This window comes from Ectothiorhodospira mobilis, assembly GCF_900114895.1.
Lineage (GTDB): Bacteria > Pseudomonadota > Gammaproteobacteria > Ectothiorhodospirales > Ectothiorhodospiraceae > Ectothiorhodospira > Ectothiorhodospira mobilis_A.
Map to the genome: position 1 here is coordinate 196,850 of NZ_FOUO01000001.1, position 15,846 is coordinate 212,695.

Here is a 15,846-nt window from a genome sequence, read left to right on the forward strand (position 1 = left end):
ATGCGACCCAGCGGCCGCGCCCCGGACGAGCTTCGTCCCATCCGCATTACCCGCCGGTTCACCCGCCACGCCGAGGGCTCGGTACTGGTGGAATACGGCGACACGCGGGTGATCTGCACCGCCAGCGTAGACGAGCGCGTGCCGCCCTTCCTGCGCGGCAAGGGCCGGGGCTGGGTCACCGCCGAATACGGCATGCTGCCCCGGGCCACCCACGACCGCATGGCCCGGGAGGCCGCCCGGGGACGCCAGGGGGGACGCACCCTGGAGATCCAGCGGCTCATCGGCCGCAGCCTGCGCGCCGCGGTGAACCTGGAGGCCCTGGGGGAACGCCAGATCACCGTGGACTGCGACGTGATCCAGGCCGACGGCGGCACCCGCACCGCCTCCATCACCGGCGGCTACGTGGCCCTGGCGGACGCCATCGCGTCCCTGAGGGCCCGGGACGCCCTGCGCAGGGATCCCCTGTTCGGCAGCGTGGCCGCCGTCTCCACCGGGATCTACAAGGGCACCCCGGTGCTGGACCTGGACTACGCCGAGGATTCCGAGGCGGAGACCGACATGAACGTGGTGATGAACGAGGCCGGGGGCTTCATCGAGGTGCAGGGCACCGCCGAGGGGCACGCCTTCCGTCCGGAGGAGCTGCAGTCCATGCTGGATCTGGCCCAGAAGGGCATCGGCGAACTCATCGCCGCCCAGCAGGCGGCCCTGGCCGAAGGCTGATCCCTCAGGATCCACGGCGGCCCCTCAAGGGGCTCCCCCGCGCCCTGGTTCCAGGGCAGGAGTCCCGTTGCGGGGGGAGATCCGCAAGGGGTGTGCGCCGCAGGGAGGCGGCGCGCAAGCCTCCAGGGACGGATTCACGGCGGCCCCTGGAGGAGCTCCCCCCGCAACGGGACGGGAACGCTACCCCTGGCTCCATGACATGCAACAGGAGAACCCCATGCAGATCGTCCTGGCCACCGGCAACCCCGGCAAGGTGAAGGAATTCCAGCAACTCCTGGCCCCCACCGGCCACCAGGTGCGGCCCCAGTCCGACTTCCACGTGCCCGAGGCCGAGGAGACGGGGCTCACCTTCGTGGAGAATGCCATCATCAAGGCCCGCAACGCCGCCCGCCACACCGGCCTGCCCGCCATGGCCGACGACTCCGGCATCGAGGTGGACGCCCTGGACGGGGCCCCCGGCATCTACTCGGCCCGCTACGCCGGCCCCGGGGCCGATGCCCGGGCCAACAACCAAAAGCTCCTGGAGGCCCTGCGGGACGTGCCCGAAGATCAGCGCACGGCCCGTTTCCGCTGCGTCATCGCCTTCCTGCGCCACGCCGAGGACCCCTCCCCCGTGCTCACCCAGGGCACCTGGACGGGACGCATCGCCCTGGCCCCCGCCGGCGAGGGCGGCCACGGCTACGACCCCGTCTTCCTGGTCCCGGAACTGGGACAGACGGCGGCAGAGATCCACGCCGATGAAAAGAACCGGCGCAGCCACCGGGGCCAGGCCCTGGCCGCCTTCCTCGAGGCCCTGCGCAGGGAAGGCGCAGAAGCGCCGGGGCCCTGAGCCCCTACCGCCAGGCCCCCGCACCGCCATGCCCACCCCCCCGCTGGCCCTCTATGTCCACATCCCCTGGTGCGTGCGCAAATGCCCCTACTGCGACTTCAATTCCCATGCGGCGCGGGAGATCCCCGAGGAAGCCTACCTGCAGGCCCTGCTGGCGGACCTGGAGGTGGATCTGCAACGACTGCCCCAGCGGGCGCTCGTGAGCGTCTTCATCGGCGGCGGCACCCCCAGCCTCTTCACCCCGCAGACCATCGGCCGGCTGCTGGAACGTGCGGCAAGACGCCCCGGCCTGGTCCATGACGCCGAGATCACCCTGGAGGCCAACCCCGGCACCCTGGAGCGGGCGCGTTTCCGGGGCTTTCGCGACGCCGGGGTGAACCGCCTCTCCATCGGCGCCCAGAGCCTGGACGACACCCTGCTGCGCCGCCTGGGGCGGATCCACGACGCCCGCGCCGTGGTGGATGCCGTGGCCGCGGCCCGCAGCGCGGGCTTTACCCACCTCAACCTGGACCTGATGTGCGCCCTGCCGGGGCAGACCCCGGCCCAGGCCCGGGCCGACCTGGACGCCGCCCTGGCCCTGGAACCGGAGCACCTGAGCTGGTACGAACTCACCCTGGAGGCGGGGACCGCCTTCGCGCGCCATCCCCCCGCCCTGCCCGACGAGGATGCCCGAGCGGCCATGCAGGAGGCGGGGCGGGAGCGGCTACAGCGGGCGGGATTCGAGCACTACGAGGTGTCCGCCCACGCCCGCCCCGGGCACCACTGCCGGCACAACCTCAACTACTGGCGCTTCGGCGACTACCTGGGCATCGGCGCCGGGGCCCACGGCAAGCACACCCTGCCGGGGGGGCGCATCCTGCGGCGCTGGAAGCAGGCCGATGCCGCCACCTTCATGGCGGCGGCGATGGCCGGGGACGCCGTCGACGGGACAGAGGCACTGGACCCACCGGCGGCGACCTTCGACTTCATGCTCAACGCCCTGCGCCTGACACAAGGGGTACCGGCGACCCTGTTCACCCGGCACACGGGATTGCCGCTGTCCCACCTGGAACCGGCCCGGGGTACGGCCGTGGCCCGGGGGCTGCTGCAGGACCGGCCGGACCGGCTGCAGGCCACGGCCCTGGGGCGGCGCTACCTGGACGACCTGGTGGCCCTGTTCATCCCGCAAGGGAACTGATCGCCCCGCCGCCCGGGTCCAATGGGCGTATCCGAGGCGAGGAGGATGCCGCCATGACCGATCCCCTGGAAGAAGTGACCGTGGAATGCCCCTGGTGCGGGGCCGTGTTCGACACCCCCGTGGATGCCCAGGAGGCGGGGGACCGCTACGTGGAGGACTGCCCCACCTGCTGCGCCCCCATCGAGTTCCATGTGGCGGTGGACAACACGGGCCGGCTGCAGGTGACGGTGCAGCGGGAGGGGCGCTGAGGGCCTTCAGCCCGCCCCGGGGGGGACCCAGGCCATCACCTTCTCCAGCAGCGGGGCATCCAGGGCCGCCTCGGCGCTGAAGCGGCCCTCGTAGGCCGCGTCCTCCTGGTTCAGTTCGTAGCAGTTGGAGCCGGTGATATCCATGAGCACCGCCGGGATGGCGGCGGCGCGAAAGGCATGGGCCCGCTTGAGATAGAAATGCCGGCAGCACATGCCCACATAGGCTGGCGCGCCCTGCCGCTGCATGTCGGCGAACACCTCCCGCAGGTGCTCGTAACGGGTGATGGTCACCACCTGCATGCCCCGCTCCCGGGCCAGGCGGTAGGCCTCCCCCACCTCGCAGCCGCCGCACTCCACGCAGCCGTCCTCGTGGCGCCACTTGCACCAGGCGGGCTTGGCGCAGTAGGGCACCAGCAGGACCGTGGCCCGGGAGAGGATCTCCGGGGCCGCCTCGCTGCCGTCCACGCGGTGCACCATGAGCCGGTTGGCCTCGGCCGCGGTCAGCCCCAGGGCCTGTTCCCCCCGCCGCCCCAGGGCCAGGCGCAGCAGCCGGGCCAGGGGCTCGGGACCGAACCCCGGCATCTCCGCCCCGACCTCCCGCAGGCGGTGCAGCAGGCGTACCTCCGCCGCCTCCAGGGGCGCCCCCTCCAGGGCCCGGCACAGGTCCGCGAACAGGTGCACGGGGGCGGCGTGCACGGCCCCCGCCAGGGTGGCCTCGCGGATGTGCCTGCCCGCGGCGTCGGGGACGAGGCGCAGATGGAGCACGCCGCCGGGGGTGGGCAGGAAGGCCCGCCAGCTCTCGCCTTCTTCGGCCTCCCAGTCCACCTGCAGCCCGGGCATGGCCCCGGCCGGGTCCGGCGCGGGTTCCGCCGTGGCCGCGCAGCGGGCCGGGGGTTCGGGCACCGCCTCCAGGGCCAGCTCCTCCATCAGGGCCCGGGTCACCGCCGCCTTCACCGTCTCCAGGTCCCGGGGGCCGTTCGGCAGGTCCTCCAGGGTGACGAAGCGCTGGCGGGCGCTGAGGATGCCCTCGCTGCTGAGCTTCTCCCGGGGGAAGCGCAGCACCTTCAAGAGGGTCTCCACGTCCAGATATTCCAGGATCACGCCGTGATAGAGGATGGCCTCCGGCTCCACGGCGAGAAACCCCGCCGCCAGCTTGCGGCCGTCCACCTCCACGTCGTTGGGGAAGGCGCTGCGGGCGGGGATGCCCAGGCTGCCCAGGGCCCGGGCCAGGGCGCGGTTGAGACGGGCCATGAGGGCGGTGAGGGTGTCCCCCTCCCCCAGCCAGTCCCGGGGCAGGGTCAGGGTCAGGCAGCACTGGCCGGGGCAGAGATAGAGGGCGCCCCCCCCGGAGAGGCGGCGCACCACCGGGATGCCCGCCTCCTGGCAGTAGGCCCCGCGCACGGCATGGCAGGCGGCCTCGAAGCGCCCCATGCTGGCGGTGGGCTCATAGCGGTGGAAGCGCAGCCGCGCCTCCCCCAGGGCCACCCCGTCCCGCAGATGCACCCGGTCCCGGGCGGCGTGCACCGTCCCCGGGGCCAGTCCCTCACTCCAGACCCGGCAGGGCCGGGCCGTCATGCGGATAGTCCTTCCTCGTGCCAGCGCATGCCGGCATCCCCCAGCCAGTAGCCGTTGCAGAACCGGGGGAAGAGGGGCTGCAGGCGCTCCAGGGCCTGGGCCGAGGAACGGGTGCCGTCGATGCAGTCGCGAAAGGCCTGGATCACCTCCAGGGTGCCCTCGGGCTCGGGGGAGATGCGCGCCACCTCCACCCCCATGTCCATCAGCTCCGGGAGGGAACCGATGAGGTTGGCGGGGTCGGCGGACTGCAACTGGATGCCGTTGATGGTGAGGAAGGTCTCACCGTCCTGGGTGGCCATGGGCAGGCCGCCGGGGTAGTCGATGCAGGCCAGTTCGCAGGCGTCCTTGGGCACGTTGCGGGCGCGGGCGGTGAAGCAGCGGGCGGAGAAGGCCAGGGGCAGGCGGCCGAAGGCCAGGACCTCCGTCTCCAGGCCCGCGGGGCGGGCGGCATGCATGGCCGAGAGCACCTGCCGGGACAGTTCCACCGGCATCACCCAGCGTACGGCCCCCAGGTCCGCCAGTTCCGCCAGGGTGGCGGCGTTGTAGGTGTTGATATGCGGGCCGGCGACGAAGGGGGCCCCGGCGCATACCCCCAGGGCGGTGGCGTCGTTGGCCTCCAGCAGGAAGCGCCCGTTGCGGGCCAGGCTCTCCAGGGCCAGGCGCTCGGATTCCGCCTCCATGAGGGCCAGGGTGGAGAGGATCACCGTCTTGCCGGCGGCGGCGAGGCGGTCCCCCAGTTCCAGCCAGTCGGCGGGGCGCAATTCGCGGCGCTTGGAACAGACCGTCTCCCCCAGGTAGACGATGTCCACAGGGGCCCGTTCCACCTCGCGGTAGAAGTCCATCACCCGCTCGCGGGGCCAGTAGTATTGGATCGGTCCCAGGGAGAGCTTCATCATTGCCAGGCTCGGTGCAGGGCACCCAGGGTATGGGTGCGTCCTTCGGACATGCCGGAGAGTTGCTGCGCCCACTCCGGCCGCGGCGTGTAGTGTTTTGGATCGGCGTGGCAGGCGTCCAGGGCCTCGCGCATGACCCGGGTGGCCTTGCCCACGTAGGCGGGGCTGCGCTGGCGGCCCTCCAGCTTGATGGCGCGCACGCCGATACCCAGCAGGTCCGGGAGGATGTCCAGGGTGCTCAGACTGGTGGGTTCCTCGATGGCGTAGAGGGTCTCCTGGCCGTCCCCCACCCGGTAGCGGCCCTTGCAGATCACCGGATAGCCGGCGTTCTCGCCGGGGGCGAAGGTGTCGATGAGCACCCCGTTGAGGCGGGCCTCACGCCCCCGCTGCGTCTCCACCCAGCGCACGGCATGGGCCGGGGAGCAGGCGCCGCGGGTGTTGGGGGATTCGCCGGTGGCGTAGGAGGAGAGCATGCAGCGGCCCTCCACCATGACGCACAGACTGCCGAAGCCGAACACCTCGATGTCCACCTTGGAGCGCTGGATCACCTGCCCCACCTGGGACAGGGACAGCACCCGGGGCAACACGGCGCGGCGCACGCCGAAGCGCTCGTGGTAGAAGTTCAGGGCGTCGGCGGTGGTGGCCGAGCCCTGCACCGAGAGGTGCAGGGTCAGGTCCGGGTGGGTGTCGGCGGCGTGGCGCAGCAGACCCAGGTCCGCCAGGATCACCGCGTCCACCCCCTCGGCGGCGGCGGTATCCACGGCCTCAGTGGCCGAACGCCATAGATCCGGCTGGGGATAGGTGTTGAGGGCCATGTACACCCGCACCCCCTTGCTGTGGGCGTAGGCGATGCCCTTGGCCAGGGCCTTGCGGTCGAAGTTCAGGCCGGGGAAGTTGCGGGCGTTGGTCTCCCCCCGCAGGCTCAGATAGACGGCGTCGGCGCCGTTGTCCACGGCCGTGCGCAGTGCCGGCAGGCCGCCCGCGGGGCAGACCAGCTCCATGCGGTGTGCACTCATCGGCAGTTCTCCTGGGTTCCGGGCAGGTCCCGCTCCGGCTGCAGGGGACGCGCCCCCTGGCGGGTGTCCCGTTGCCGGAGCGACTCCTCGATGGCATTGATCACCGTCCACTTGCTGGCGCACCAGTCGGGGGCCAGCAGCAGGGGCTTGCGGGCCGTGGCGGTGAGGCGGTGGAAGACCACCTCGGGGGGGGTCATCTCGATCAGGTCCACGGCGGTGGTGACGTACTCGTTCAAGCTCCAGGGGCGATACTCGCCGTCCCGCCACTGGCGCGCCAGGCGCGTGCCGCGCACCACGTGCAGGGGATGCAGCTTGAGGCCGTCGGTGCCCTCCTCCAGCACCCGGGCCAGGGTCTGGCGCTGGTGCCAGGGGGTCTCCCCGGGCAGCCCGTGGATCAGGTGGGTGCACACCAGCAGGCCCCGCCCCCGGGCCCTACGCACGGCGTCGCGGTACTCGGCAAAACCATGACCACGGTTCACCCGGGCCAGGGTCTCGTCGAAGGCCGACTGCAACCCCAGCTCCAGCCACACGAGAAAGCCCCGCTCCTGATAGGAGACCAGCAGGTCCAGCACGGCGTCGGGGACGCAGTCGGGCCGGGTACCGATGGACAGGCCCACCACCCCGGGCTGGGCCAGGGCGGCGTCGTAGAGGACCTGGAGCCGGTCCACCTCCGCGTAGGTGTTGGTATAGGCCTGGAAGTAGGCGATGTAACGGCTGGCGCCGGTGCGCCGCAGCACCACCTCGCGGCCCGCCTGCAGCTGACGCGCCACATCCCCCCCGTCCTGCCCCTGGGGGGCAAAGCTGGCGTTGTTGCAGAAGCTGCAGCCCCCCCGCCCCCGGGTCCCGTCCATGTTGGGGCAGACGAAACCGGCGCTCACGGTGAGCTTGTGCACACGCTCCCCGAAGCGGCGCTTGAGATCCTGCCCCAGCGTATTGACGCGATCGTTCAGACCCATGCCATCACCCCGGGCGCATCGGCGATTTGGACGCAGGCCGGCGACGCTGCGTTGCGGTCTTGTACATGCTCGGATCACCTCGCGGAGTCATGGCCCGAACCGGCCATTTAAACCCAAGTCTGTCCCCCTGTCATGCCTTGGATCAAGTCCAGATGGCAGGGTTCCGGCAGACCGCGCCACCGGGGGTCAGGCCTTGGGCAGGGTGACCCCGCGCTGCCCCTGGTATTTACCGCCCCGGTCCTTGTAGGACACGTCGCAGGTCTCGTCCGACTCCAAAAACAGCATCTGCGCCACCCCCTCGTTGGCGTAGATGCGCGCCGGCAGCGGCGTGGTATTGGAGAACTCCAGGGTCACATGCCCCTCCCATTCCGGCTCCAGGGGCGTGACGTTGACGATGATGCCGCAATTGCTGACGAAGACGCCGGCTTCCAGGGCAAAATTCCCGGCCTCGGGTACGGTCAGGCAGTAGACGTCATGATCTCCTGGTAGGGAGCGCACCGAGGTCACCTTATGATTGTGGGCGGAAATGGAGCCTTGCCCCCTGAAGGCCGCCAATTCCTCGGGAAAGCGCCGAAAGACCGAGCGGTCACAGTCAAGTAGACGGGCTGCCCCCCGGATCGAACCGGTGCGCTCAAGCGCCTCCCGAACGGCCTCCGCAGTGATCTCCTCGCGCAGGTTGATGCGTCGTGCCAGGGCCGCTTGCCGAGCGCGGCGCACACCCTGATCCTGGGCCCAGGCATCTCTGGAAATACGCGAAGACCGATCCCGAGCTACCGGATCGGCGTAATAATTCAACAAGGCCTCACGCTGACGCCCGCGCCGATCTTCCGTCCAGGATTCGATGCGTTTGCGTCGCAATTGCTCCCGGGCCTGGGCATAACGGGGGTCATTCCAGAATGCTCGTGCACGGTGGGACTGGGAAGCCCGGTATTTGGAAAACCACGAGGGGTCTTGGCGTAGCTGTTCCAGGGCCTGGCGAATGGCTGCGCTATGTTCGTCTGGATCGAAGTCTTCGCCAAAACTGTAGGCATTGTGCAGCCGCAGATGCGCACCGGCTTCCATGCGCTCGATATTCCAGGGCATGTTGTTTCTGCGATCCAGATCCTTGTGATGTCGGTGCGTTCCTGGCTGATCGGCATAGATGCCATGACGCAGGTTCCATTCATCTGCCAGGCGGTGAGTGGGGTAGAGATGCCCATTCAGGGGCTGGTAGACGACCTCGTAGCCCCGGGCAAGCTGGCGGTAAAGGGGCATCAACGAATCCCCATCCCGCAGCTCGTGTGCCTGTACACGGCGTCCGTCACGCCTCAGGAACTCATGATCCGGGGTGCAATGGATCACCTCGCCATTGTCCAGGGTCACCGCCATAAGGGCATCCCGTCCGATGAAGCGGGGCGCCTCCAGCAGCGTCACAATGACCCGACCATGCTCGCCGATGCTATACCCCCAGAACATTTCCCCCTGCTCGGAACGCCTGGCCATGTCCTCCAGCGTGGGGGCCGTGCCATCCGCCAAGGCCACCCGGGTATCCCCCCGAAAACAGCGGGCATAGGTGCTCTTGCCCAGGCAGATGGTCAGCACGCTGCGCGGGATGCGGAAATACTCCACCGTCCGGGCCAGGGCAAAGGAATTGGGGGGGATGATGCACACGTCCGACTTCACGTTGACGAAGCTGCGCTCGTCGAAGTGCTTCGGATCCACGACGCTGGAGTTGATGTTGGTGAAGATCTTGAATTCGTCGGCGCAGCGCACGTCGTAGCCGTAGCTGGAGGTGCCGTAGGAGATGATGGGGGCATCCCCGGCGTGGCGCACCTGCCCGGGCTCGAAGGGCTCGATCATGCCGTGTTCCGCCGCCATGCGGCGGATCCAGTGGTCGGACTTGATGGACATGGGACGGGGTCCGTAATGGGGCCTGCAAAGCGTGAACGGGTAGGGAAAGATACAGGCTTGCGGGTCCCGGATACAGCCCCCGCCGCCCCCCCGGCTTCAGTCGTTCTCCACCACGATGTTGGGGAAGCGATCGCTGTAGTCCCGGGCCTGCAGGGCCAGGCGCGCCGCGGTGCGACGGGCGATGTCGCGGTAGAGCTCGGCGACGCGGCCTTCGGGGTCGGCCGCCACGGTGGGGTTGCCGCCGTCCGCCTGTTCGCGGATGCCGATGTCCAGGGGCAGTGCCCCGAGGAACTCGGCCCCGCACTCCTCGGCCATGCGCTCGCCGCCCCCCTGGCCGAAGAGGTATTCCTCGTGGCCGCACTGGGGACAGATGTAGATGCTCATGTTCTCCACCACCCCCAGCACCGGCACATCCACCTTCTCGAACATCTTCAGCCCCTTGCGGGCATCGGACAGGGCGATGTCCTGGGGGGTGGTGATGATGACGGCACCGCTGACGGGGATCTTCTGGGCCAGGGTGAGCTGGGTGTCACCGGTGCCCGGGGGCAGGTCGATGACCAGGTAGTCCAGCTCGCGCCAGTTGGTCTCCCGCAGCAGCTGTTCCAGGGCCTGGGTGACCATGGGGCCACGCCAGATCATGGGGGTGTCCTCCTCGATGAGGAAGCCGATGGACATGGCCTGGAGCCCATGGCCCTCCAGGGGTTCCATGGTCTTGCCGTCGCGGGTTTCGGGCTTGCCGTGGATGCCCAGCATGCGGGGCTGGCTGGGGCCGTAGATATCGGCGTCCAGGATCCCCACGCGGGCGCCGTCGGCCGCCAGGGCCAGGGCCAGGTTAACGGCGGTGGTGGACTTGCCCACGCCGCCCTTGCCGGAGGCCACGGCGATGATGTTGCGGATCCCCGGCAGCGGCTTGAGGCTGGATTGCACGGCGTGGGGCACGATGCGGGTCTGCACCTCCACCTCCACCGCCACCTCGTCCACCCCGTCGATGGCCGAGAGGCGTTCCTGCACCTGCGCCTTCAGGGCCTCATGCCAGCCGGCGGCGGGATACCCCAGACACAACTGCACCCGCACCCGGCCGGCGTCGTCCACCTGGATGTCCTTCACCTCACCGCCGGAGACCAGATCCCGTTGCAGATAGGGGTCCTGGATCTCCTTCAGGACCGTTTCCACCTTGAGGCGCGAGACGTCGGTCATGCCCAACCCCTTGTTCCAGATGCTGTGGTGTATCGAACCCGTATGGTACCAGATCCCCCGCCTTGGGCCTGCGGGACAGCGGGGAAATCCCTGATACCGCCATGGCCTTTTTGAGGCCGCCCTGATACCATAACGCCACGCTCGGTCTTTTGCATCCCAAGGCCCGCAACGCCGCGGTGCGGGACCCTCCCGTCCGGGAGGGAAGACCGGGGATCCGGGCCCCCGGCCCGCGCCATCGCACCTGGCCCTGCAAGGACTCCGCCCCATGCAAGACAGACGCCTCCATGTGCCCGCCCTGGCCACCGGGCTGCGGGCCGCCTTTCGTTCCGGCTACGGCCTCGCCCAACTGCGCCGCGACCTCCTGGCTGGCCTCACCATCGGCATCGTCGCCGTGCCCCTGTCCATGGCCCTGGCCATCGCCACCGGGGTGCCGCCGCAGCACGGCCTGTACACCGCCATCATCGCCGGGGCGGTGATCGCCCTCACCGGCGGCAGCCGCTACAGCGTCTCCGGCCCCACGGCGGCCTTCGTGGTGATCCTCTTCCCCATCGTGCAGCAGTACGGCATGGGCGGGCTGCTGCTGGCCACCCTCATGGCGGGGCTGATCCTGCTAGTGCTGGGGCTGACGCGCATGGGGGGCTTGATCCGCTTCGTGCCCTACCCGGTGGTGCTGGGCTTCACGGCGGGGATCGCCGTGGTCATCGCCGTGCTGCAGATCCCGGACCTGCTAGGGCTGGATCCCGACGGCATAGGGGAACACTTCACCGAGAATCTGGGGCGCATCGTCGCCGCCCTGCCCGGCCTCGACCCGGTGGAACTGGGCATCGGCCTCATGACCCTGGCGGTCCTGATCCTGTGGCCGCGGCTGCGCACCCCCCTGCCCGCGCCCCTGGTGGGATTGGCGGCGGGGACCCTGGCGGCCTGGGCCGTGAACCACTGGCTGGGAGGCGGGCAGGTGGACACCATCGCCTCGCGCTTCACCTGGACCCTGGACGGGGAATCCGGCACCGGCATCCCGCCCCTGCTCCCCCATTTCCAGGCCCCCTGGCGGCTGCCCGGCCCCGACGGCGAACCCCTGACCCTGAGCTTCGGGGTCATCCGCGATCTCGCGGGACCGGCCTTCGCCATCGCCATGCTGGCGGCCATCGAGTCCCTGCTCTGCGCCGTGGTGGCGGACGGCCTCACCCGCACCCGCCACGACCCCAACGCCGAACTGGTGGGCCAGGGCCTGGGCAACATCGCCGCCCCCTTCTTCGGCGGCATCACCGCCATCGCCCGCACCGCCACCAACATCCGCAGCGGCGCCGTCTCCCCCCTGTCCGCCGTGGTGCATGCCGCCGTGGTGCTGCTGGCGGTGGTGGCCCTGGCCGGGGTGCTGGGGCTGGTGCCCATGGCCGCCCTGGCGGCCCTGCTGCTGGTGGTGGCCTGGAACATGAGCGAGGCACGGCATTTTGTCCACATGCTGCGCTCGGCCCCCGCCGGGGACGTGGCCATCCTGGTGCTCTGCTTCGGGCTCACCGTGCTCTTCGACATGGTGCTGGCGGTGGGCGTGGGGGTGGCCCTGGCGGCGGCCCTGTTCATCCGGCGCATGGCCCTGCTCACCCAGGCGGAGGCGGTACCTCCTCAGGAGGACCCCCAGGTGCGCCACCTGCCTGCCGGCGTGGCCCTCTACGACGTCAACGGCCCGCTGTTCTTCGGCGCCGCGGAGAAGGCCCTCACCTCCCTGCACACCGTGGACCCGGGGGTGCGCACCGTGATCATGGACATGCACGACGTGCCCACCATGGACGCCACGGCCATCGTCGCCCTGCACACCCTCATCGACGAGATGGAGCGCCAGGGGGTGGCCCTGATCCTGGTGGGACTGCCCACGCGCATCATCGTCAAGCTGCGCCGGGCCGGCATCAGCAAGCGGGCGGGGCGCCTGACCTATGCCTCCGACCTGGCCCGGGCCGCGGCCGTCGCCCGCCGCTGGCACGGGGCAGGGCAGCCCGCATCGCCCCGCAAGCGATGACGCCGCCGCCACGCGCCCCTAGGCCCGGTGGTGGCAAACTTGCTAACGTTGATCCTTCTCATCCCGAACCGAACCGCTCATGACAGCCGACACCCGCGATATCCTGGTCACCAGCGCCCTCCCCTACGCCAACGGCCCCATCCACCTGGGCCACCTGGTGGAATATATCCAGACCGACATCTGGGTGCGCTTCCAGAAGGCCCGGGGGCATCGCTGCGTCTATGTCTGCGCCGACGACGCCCACGGCACCCCCATCATGCTCAAGGCCCGCAGCGAGGGCATCTCCCCGGAGGCCCTCATCGAGCGCGTGGGACAGGAACACCAGCGGGATTTTGCGGACTTCCACGTGGGGTTTGACCACTACCACAGCACCCACTCCCCGGAGAACCGCCACTTCGCCGAACTCATCTACACCCGCCTGAAGGAACAGGGCCACATCACCCGGCGCACCATCCGCCAGGCCTACGACCCGGAGGCGGGGATGTTCCTGCCGGATCGGTTCATCAAGGGGGAATGCCCCCGCTGCGGCGCAGCGGACCAGTACGGCGACTCCTGCGAGGCCTGCGGCGCCACCTACACCCCCACGGACCTCAAGAACCCCGTCTCCGCCATCTCCGGGGCCACACCGGAGGAGCGGGAGTCCGAACACTTCTTCTTCCGGCTGGCGGATTTCGAGGGCATGCTGCGGGAGTGGACCGCCTCCGGCAGCCTGCAGGACGGCATCCGCAACAAGCTGCGGGAGTGGTTCGAGGCCGGGCTCAACGACTGGGACATCTCCCGCGACGCCCCCTACTGGGGCTTCGAGATCCCCGACGCCCCGGGCAAGTTCTTCTATGTGTGGCTGGACGCCCCCATCGGCTACATGGCCAGTTTCCGCCATTACTGCGACCGCCACGGCCTGGACTTCGACGCCTGGTGGGGGGCGGACAGCCGGGCCGAGCTGCATCACTTCATCGGCAAGGACATCGCCTACTTCCACACCCTGTTCTGGCCCGCCATGCTCCACGGGACGGGCTTTCGCACCCCCACGGCGGTGCACTGCCACGGCTTTCTCACCATCAACGGCCAGAAGATGTCCAAGTCCCGGGGCACCTTCATCCAGGCCCGCACCTATCTGGAGCACCTGCAGCCGGAATACCTGCGCTACTACTTCGCCGCCAAGCTGGGCCCCGGGGTGGACGACATCGACCTGTCCCTGGAGGACTTCACCGCCCGGGTGAACAGCGACCTGGTGGGCAAGGTGGTGAACATCGCCTCCCGCTGCGCCGGCTTCATCCAGAAGCGGTTCGACGGCCGCCTGGCCGACACCCTGCCGGATGCGGACCTGTACGATCGCTTCCGCCGCGCCGGCGAGGAGATCGCCCGGCTCTACGAGGCCCGGGAGTTCGCCCAGGCCATGCGCGAGATCATGGCCCTGGCGGATGCGGCCAACCAGTACGTGGACGAGCAAAAGCCCTGGGTGCTGGCCAAGGGAGAAGACACCCTGCCCCGGGTACAGGGGATCTGCACCCAGGGGATCAACCTGTTCCGAGTACTGATGACCTACCTCAAGCCGGTGCTGCCGGCCATGGCGGCCCGGGCCGAGGCCTTCCTGGACATCCCGCCCCTCACCTGGGCCGATGTGAAAGAGCCCCTCACCGGCCGCCCCATCCGCCCCTACGAACCGCTCATGACCCGGGTGGACCCCAAGGCGGTCCAGGCCCTGCTGGAAGCCTCCAGGGAAAGCCTCAAACCGACGCAACAGGACACCGCCCCCAAAGGCCCCCTGGCCCAGGACCCCATCCGGGACGAGATCCCCTTCGACGACTTCGCCAAGGTGGACCTGCGCATCGCCCGCGTCCAGAAGGCGGAGCACGTGGAAGGGGCCGACAAGCTCCTGCGCCTGACCCTGGACCTGGGTGGGGAGACGCGGCAGGTGTTCGCCGGCATCAAGGCGGCGTATGATCCCGCCAGCCTCGAGGGCCGGCTGACGGTGATGGTGGCCAATCTGGCGCCGCGCAAGATGAAGTTCGGGGTCTCCGAAGGGATGGTGCTGGCGGCGGGGCCCGGCGGCAAGGACCTGTTCATCCTGTCCCCGGACACGGGGGCCGCACCCGGGATGCGGGTGAAATAGGCCCGCCAGCCCGGACGGGGCGCGCCTCATAACACAATCGCATTAATATATGTATAATTACCACATTCCCGTATTCCGCGCCCGGGCCGAGGGGCACGGGGATCGGGGGACCGCCCGCCGGCGGTGACACTGAACCAGGGGGCCGGCTCACGCCGTGCAGCGCCAGACGGGACGCACCAGATGAAACTCCAGCAACTCCGATACCTGCAGGCCATCGCCCGGTACAACCTGAACATCTCCGAGGCGGCGGACCGGCTCATGACCTCGCAGCCGGGCATCAGCAAGCAGATCCGGCTGCTGGAGGAGGAACTGGGGGTGCCCCTGTTCCAGCGCAACGGCAAGCACCTCTCCGGCATGACGCCGGTGGGCCGCCGCATCCTGGACTACAGCGACATCATCCTGCGGGAGGTGGAGAACATCCGCGCCGCGGCGGAGGAGGCCCGGGACGAGCAGAGCGGCGACCTGCGCATCGCCACCACCCACGCCCAGGCCCGCTACATCCTGCCCCCGGTGGTGGACGCCTTCAAGCACCGTTTCCCCCGGGTGCGGGTGCAGCTGCACCAGGGCACCCCGCGGCAGATCGCCGAGATGCTCGCCCACGACGAGGTGGACTTCATCATCGGCACCGAGCCCCTGCCCGCCGCCGGCCAGGTGATCATGCTCCCCGCCTACCGCTGGTCCCACTGCGTGGTGGTGCCCCGGGGGCACGAGCTGGCCGGGGAGAAGGCCCTGCCCCTGGAGAGGCTGGCGGAATACCCCATCGTCACCTACCTGGACGGCTTCAGCGGGCGCACCAAGATGGACGCCGACTTCCGCCGCGCCGGGCTCACACCGGACATCGTCCTCACCGCCGCCGATGCCGACGTCATCAAGACCTACGTGCGCCACGGCATGGGCGTGGGCATCATCGCCCGCATCGCCCTGGAACCGGCCCACGACGACGACCTGGTGGCCATCGACACCCAGCCCCCCTTCTCCGACAACATCACCCGCATCGGCTTCCGCCGCGGCGCCTGGCTGCGCAGCTACATGTTCGACTTCATCACCCTGCTGGCGCCGCACCTGACCCACGAGCAGGTGGCCCACGCGGCCCAGGATCTGGACCCCGAGGCGGTGGAACGCCTGTTCGCCGATATGGAGGTGCCCACGGGGCAGCCCACCTTCGCCTGATCCGGGCCCATGCCGGGATGGACGCGGGTTTCGCCCTGGCGTACATTA

The 15,846-nt window shown here is 69.7% G+C and carries 12 protein-coding genes and 3 pseudogenes; 7 read left to right on the forward strand and 8 right to left on the reverse strand.

Annotation, left to right across the window (positions count from 1 at the left end; genetic code table 11):
- The 4 genes from rph (at position 1) to BM214_RS00885 (ending at position 2,974) form a co-directional block, all read left to right on the forward strand.
- Complete coding sequence (rph, locus tag BM214_RS00870) at positions 1 to 720, forward strand: ribonuclease PH (RefSeq protein ID WP_090483305.1); 720 nt, start codon at positions 1 to 3, stop codon at positions 718 to 720.
- A 217-nt stretch (positions 721 to 937) separates the two neighbouring features.
- Complete coding sequence (gene rdgB, locus BM214_RS00875; RefSeq protein ID WP_090483421.1) at positions 938 to 1,549, forward strand: RdgB/HAM1 family non-canonical purine NTP pyrophosphatase; 612 nt, start codon at positions 938 to 940, stop codon at positions 1,547 to 1,549.
- A gap of 28 nt (positions 1,550 to 1,577) precedes the next feature.
- Positions 1,578 to 2,726 (forward strand): radical SAM family heme chaperone HemW, encoded by a 1,149-nt coding sequence (hemW, locus tag BM214_RS00880; RefSeq protein WP_090483306.1) that lies wholly within the window; start codon positions 1,578 to 1,580, stop codon positions 2,724 to 2,726.
- Positions 2,727 to 2,779: 53 nt separating this feature from the next.
- Positions 2,780 to 2,974, forward strand: coding sequence for a CPXCG motif-containing cysteine-rich protein (locus tag BM214_RS00885; protein WP_090483307.1), 195 nt, complete (start codon positions 2,780 to 2,782; stop codon positions 2,972 to 2,974).
- Positions 2,975 to 2,980: 6 nt separating this feature from the next.
- Here the strand turns inward: BM214_RS00885 and BM214_RS00890 are convergent, their stop codons facing one another.
- From BM214_RS00890 to apbC, 8 genes and pseudogenes are all read right to left on the reverse strand, one after another.
- Complete coding sequence (locus tag BM214_RS00890) at positions 2,981 to 4,549, reverse strand: lipoyl protein ligase domain-containing protein (RefSeq protein WP_090483308.1); 1,569 nt, start codon at positions 4,547 to 4,549, stop codon at positions 2,981 to 2,983.
- Complete coding sequence (locus BM214_RS00895) at positions 4,546 to 5,445, reverse strand: U32 family peptidase (protein ID WP_342351303.1); 900 nt, start codon at positions 5,443 to 5,445, stop codon at positions 4,546 to 4,548. Before BM214_RS00895 ends, BM214_RS00890 begins: the two co-directional genes overlap by 4 nt.
- Positions 5,442 to 6,443, reverse strand: a complete 1,002-nt coding sequence (gene ubiU / locus BM214_RS00900) for a ubiquinone anaerobic biosynthesis protein UbiU (protein ID WP_425319141.1) — start codon at positions 6,441 to 6,443, stop codon at positions 5,442 to 5,444. Before ubiU ends, BM214_RS00895 begins: the two co-directional genes overlap by 4 nt.
- An 11-nt stretch (positions 6,444 to 6,454) precedes the next feature.
- A complete protein-coding gene (mnmL, locus tag BM214_RS00905) occupies positions 6,455 to 7,414 on the reverse strand; it encodes a tRNA modification radical SAM protein MnmL/YtqA (RefSeq protein ID WP_090483310.1) in 960 nt (319 codons plus the stop codon).
- Between the two features lie 186 nt (positions 7,415 to 7,600).
- Positions 7,601 to 7,825, reverse strand: a pseudogene (locus tag BM214_RS12640) (dCTP deaminase); the annotation flags it as partial.
- Positions 7,826 to 8,980 (reverse strand): annotated as a pseudogene (locus tag BM214_RS12645) (Hint domain-containing protein); the annotation flags it as partial.
- Positions 8,954 to 9,304, reverse strand: a pseudogene (locus BM214_RS12650) (dCTP deaminase); the annotation flags it as partial. The pseudogenes BM214_RS12650 and BM214_RS12645, both read right to left, overlap by 27 nt.
- Positions 9,305 to 9,400: 96 nt before the next feature.
- Complete coding sequence (apbC, locus tag BM214_RS00915; protein ID WP_090483312.1) at positions 9,401 to 10,501, reverse strand: iron-sulfur cluster carrier protein ApbC; 1,101 nt, start codon at positions 10,499 to 10,501, stop codon at positions 9,401 to 9,403.
- A 265-nt stretch (positions 10,502 to 10,766) separates the two neighbouring features.
- Here apbC and dauA point away from each other — a divergent pair, with 265 nt between their 5' ends.
- The 3 genes from dauA (at position 10,767) to cysB (ending at position 15,798) form a co-directional block, all read left to right on the forward strand.
- Complete coding sequence (dauA, locus tag BM214_RS00920) at positions 10,767 to 12,515, forward strand: C4-dicarboxylic acid transporter DauA (protein WP_090483313.1); 1,749 nt, start codon at positions 10,767 to 10,769, stop codon at positions 12,513 to 12,515.
- Positions 12,516 to 12,594: 79 nt separating this feature from the next.
- Complete coding sequence (gene metG / locus BM214_RS00925) at positions 12,595 to 14,628, forward strand: methionine--tRNA ligase (RefSeq protein WP_090483314.1); 2,034 nt, start codon at positions 12,595 to 12,597, stop codon at positions 14,626 to 14,628.
- A gap of 180 nt (positions 14,629 to 14,808) precedes the next feature.
- Positions 14,809 to 15,798 carry an HTH-type transcriptional regulator CysB gene (gene cysB, locus BM214_RS00930; RefSeq protein WP_090483315.1) on the forward strand — a complete coding sequence of 330 codons (990 nt, stop codon included), beginning with the start codon at positions 14,809 to 14,811 and terminating at the stop codon, positions 15,796 to 15,798.
- The last annotated feature ends 48 nt before the right edge of the window (positions 15,799 to 15,846 follow it).

What these genes read in the sequence shown, in the direction of transcription:
- apbC (WP_090483312.1), bottom strand. Translation starts at nt 10,501, where the DNA reads ATGACCGACGTCTCGCGCCTCAAGGTGGAAACGGTCCTGAAGGAGATC.
- rdgB (WP_090483421.1), top strand. Translation starts at nt 938, where the DNA reads ATGCAGATCGTCCTGGCCACCGGCAACCCCGGCAAGGTGAAGGAATTC.
- dauA (WP_090483313.1), top strand. Translation starts at nt 10,767, where the DNA reads ATGCAAGACAGACGCCTCCATGTGCCCGCCCTGGCCACCGGGCTGCGG.
- rph (WP_090483305.1), top strand. Translation starts at nt 1, where the DNA reads ATGCGACCCAGCGGCCGCGCCCCGGACGAGCTTCGTCCCATCCGCATT.
- metG (WP_090483314.1), top strand. Translation starts at nt 12,595, where the DNA reads ATGACAGCCGACACCCGCGATATCCTGGTCACCAGCGCCCTCCCCTAC.
- BM214_RS00890 (WP_090483308.1), bottom strand. Translation starts at nt 4,549, where the DNA reads ATGACGGCCCGGCCCTGCCGGGTCTGGAGTGAGGGACTGGCCCCGGGG.
- mnmL (WP_090483310.1), bottom strand. Translation starts at nt 7,414, where the DNA reads ATGGGTCTGAACGATCGCGTCAATACGCTGGGGCAGGATCTCAAGCGC.
- cysB (WP_090483315.1), top strand. Translation starts at nt 14,809, where the DNA reads ATGAAACTCCAGCAACTCCGATACCTGCAGGCCATCGCCCGGTACAAC.
- ubiU (WP_425319141.1), bottom strand. Translation starts at nt 6,443, where the DNA reads ATGGAGCTGGTCTGCCCCGCGGGCGGCCTGCCGGCACTGCGCACGGCC.
- hemW (WP_090483306.1), top strand. Translation starts at nt 1,578, where the DNA reads ATGCCCACCCCCCCGCTGGCCCTCTATGTCCACATCCCCTGGTGCGTG.
- BM214_RS00895 (WP_342351303.1), bottom strand. Translation starts at nt 5,445, where the DNA reads ATGATGAAGCTCTCCCTGGGACCGATCCAATACTACTGGCCCCGCGAG.
- BM214_RS00885 (WP_090483307.1), top strand. Translation starts at nt 2,780, where the DNA reads ATGACCGATCCCCTGGAAGAAGTGACCGTGGAATGCCCCTGGTGCGGG.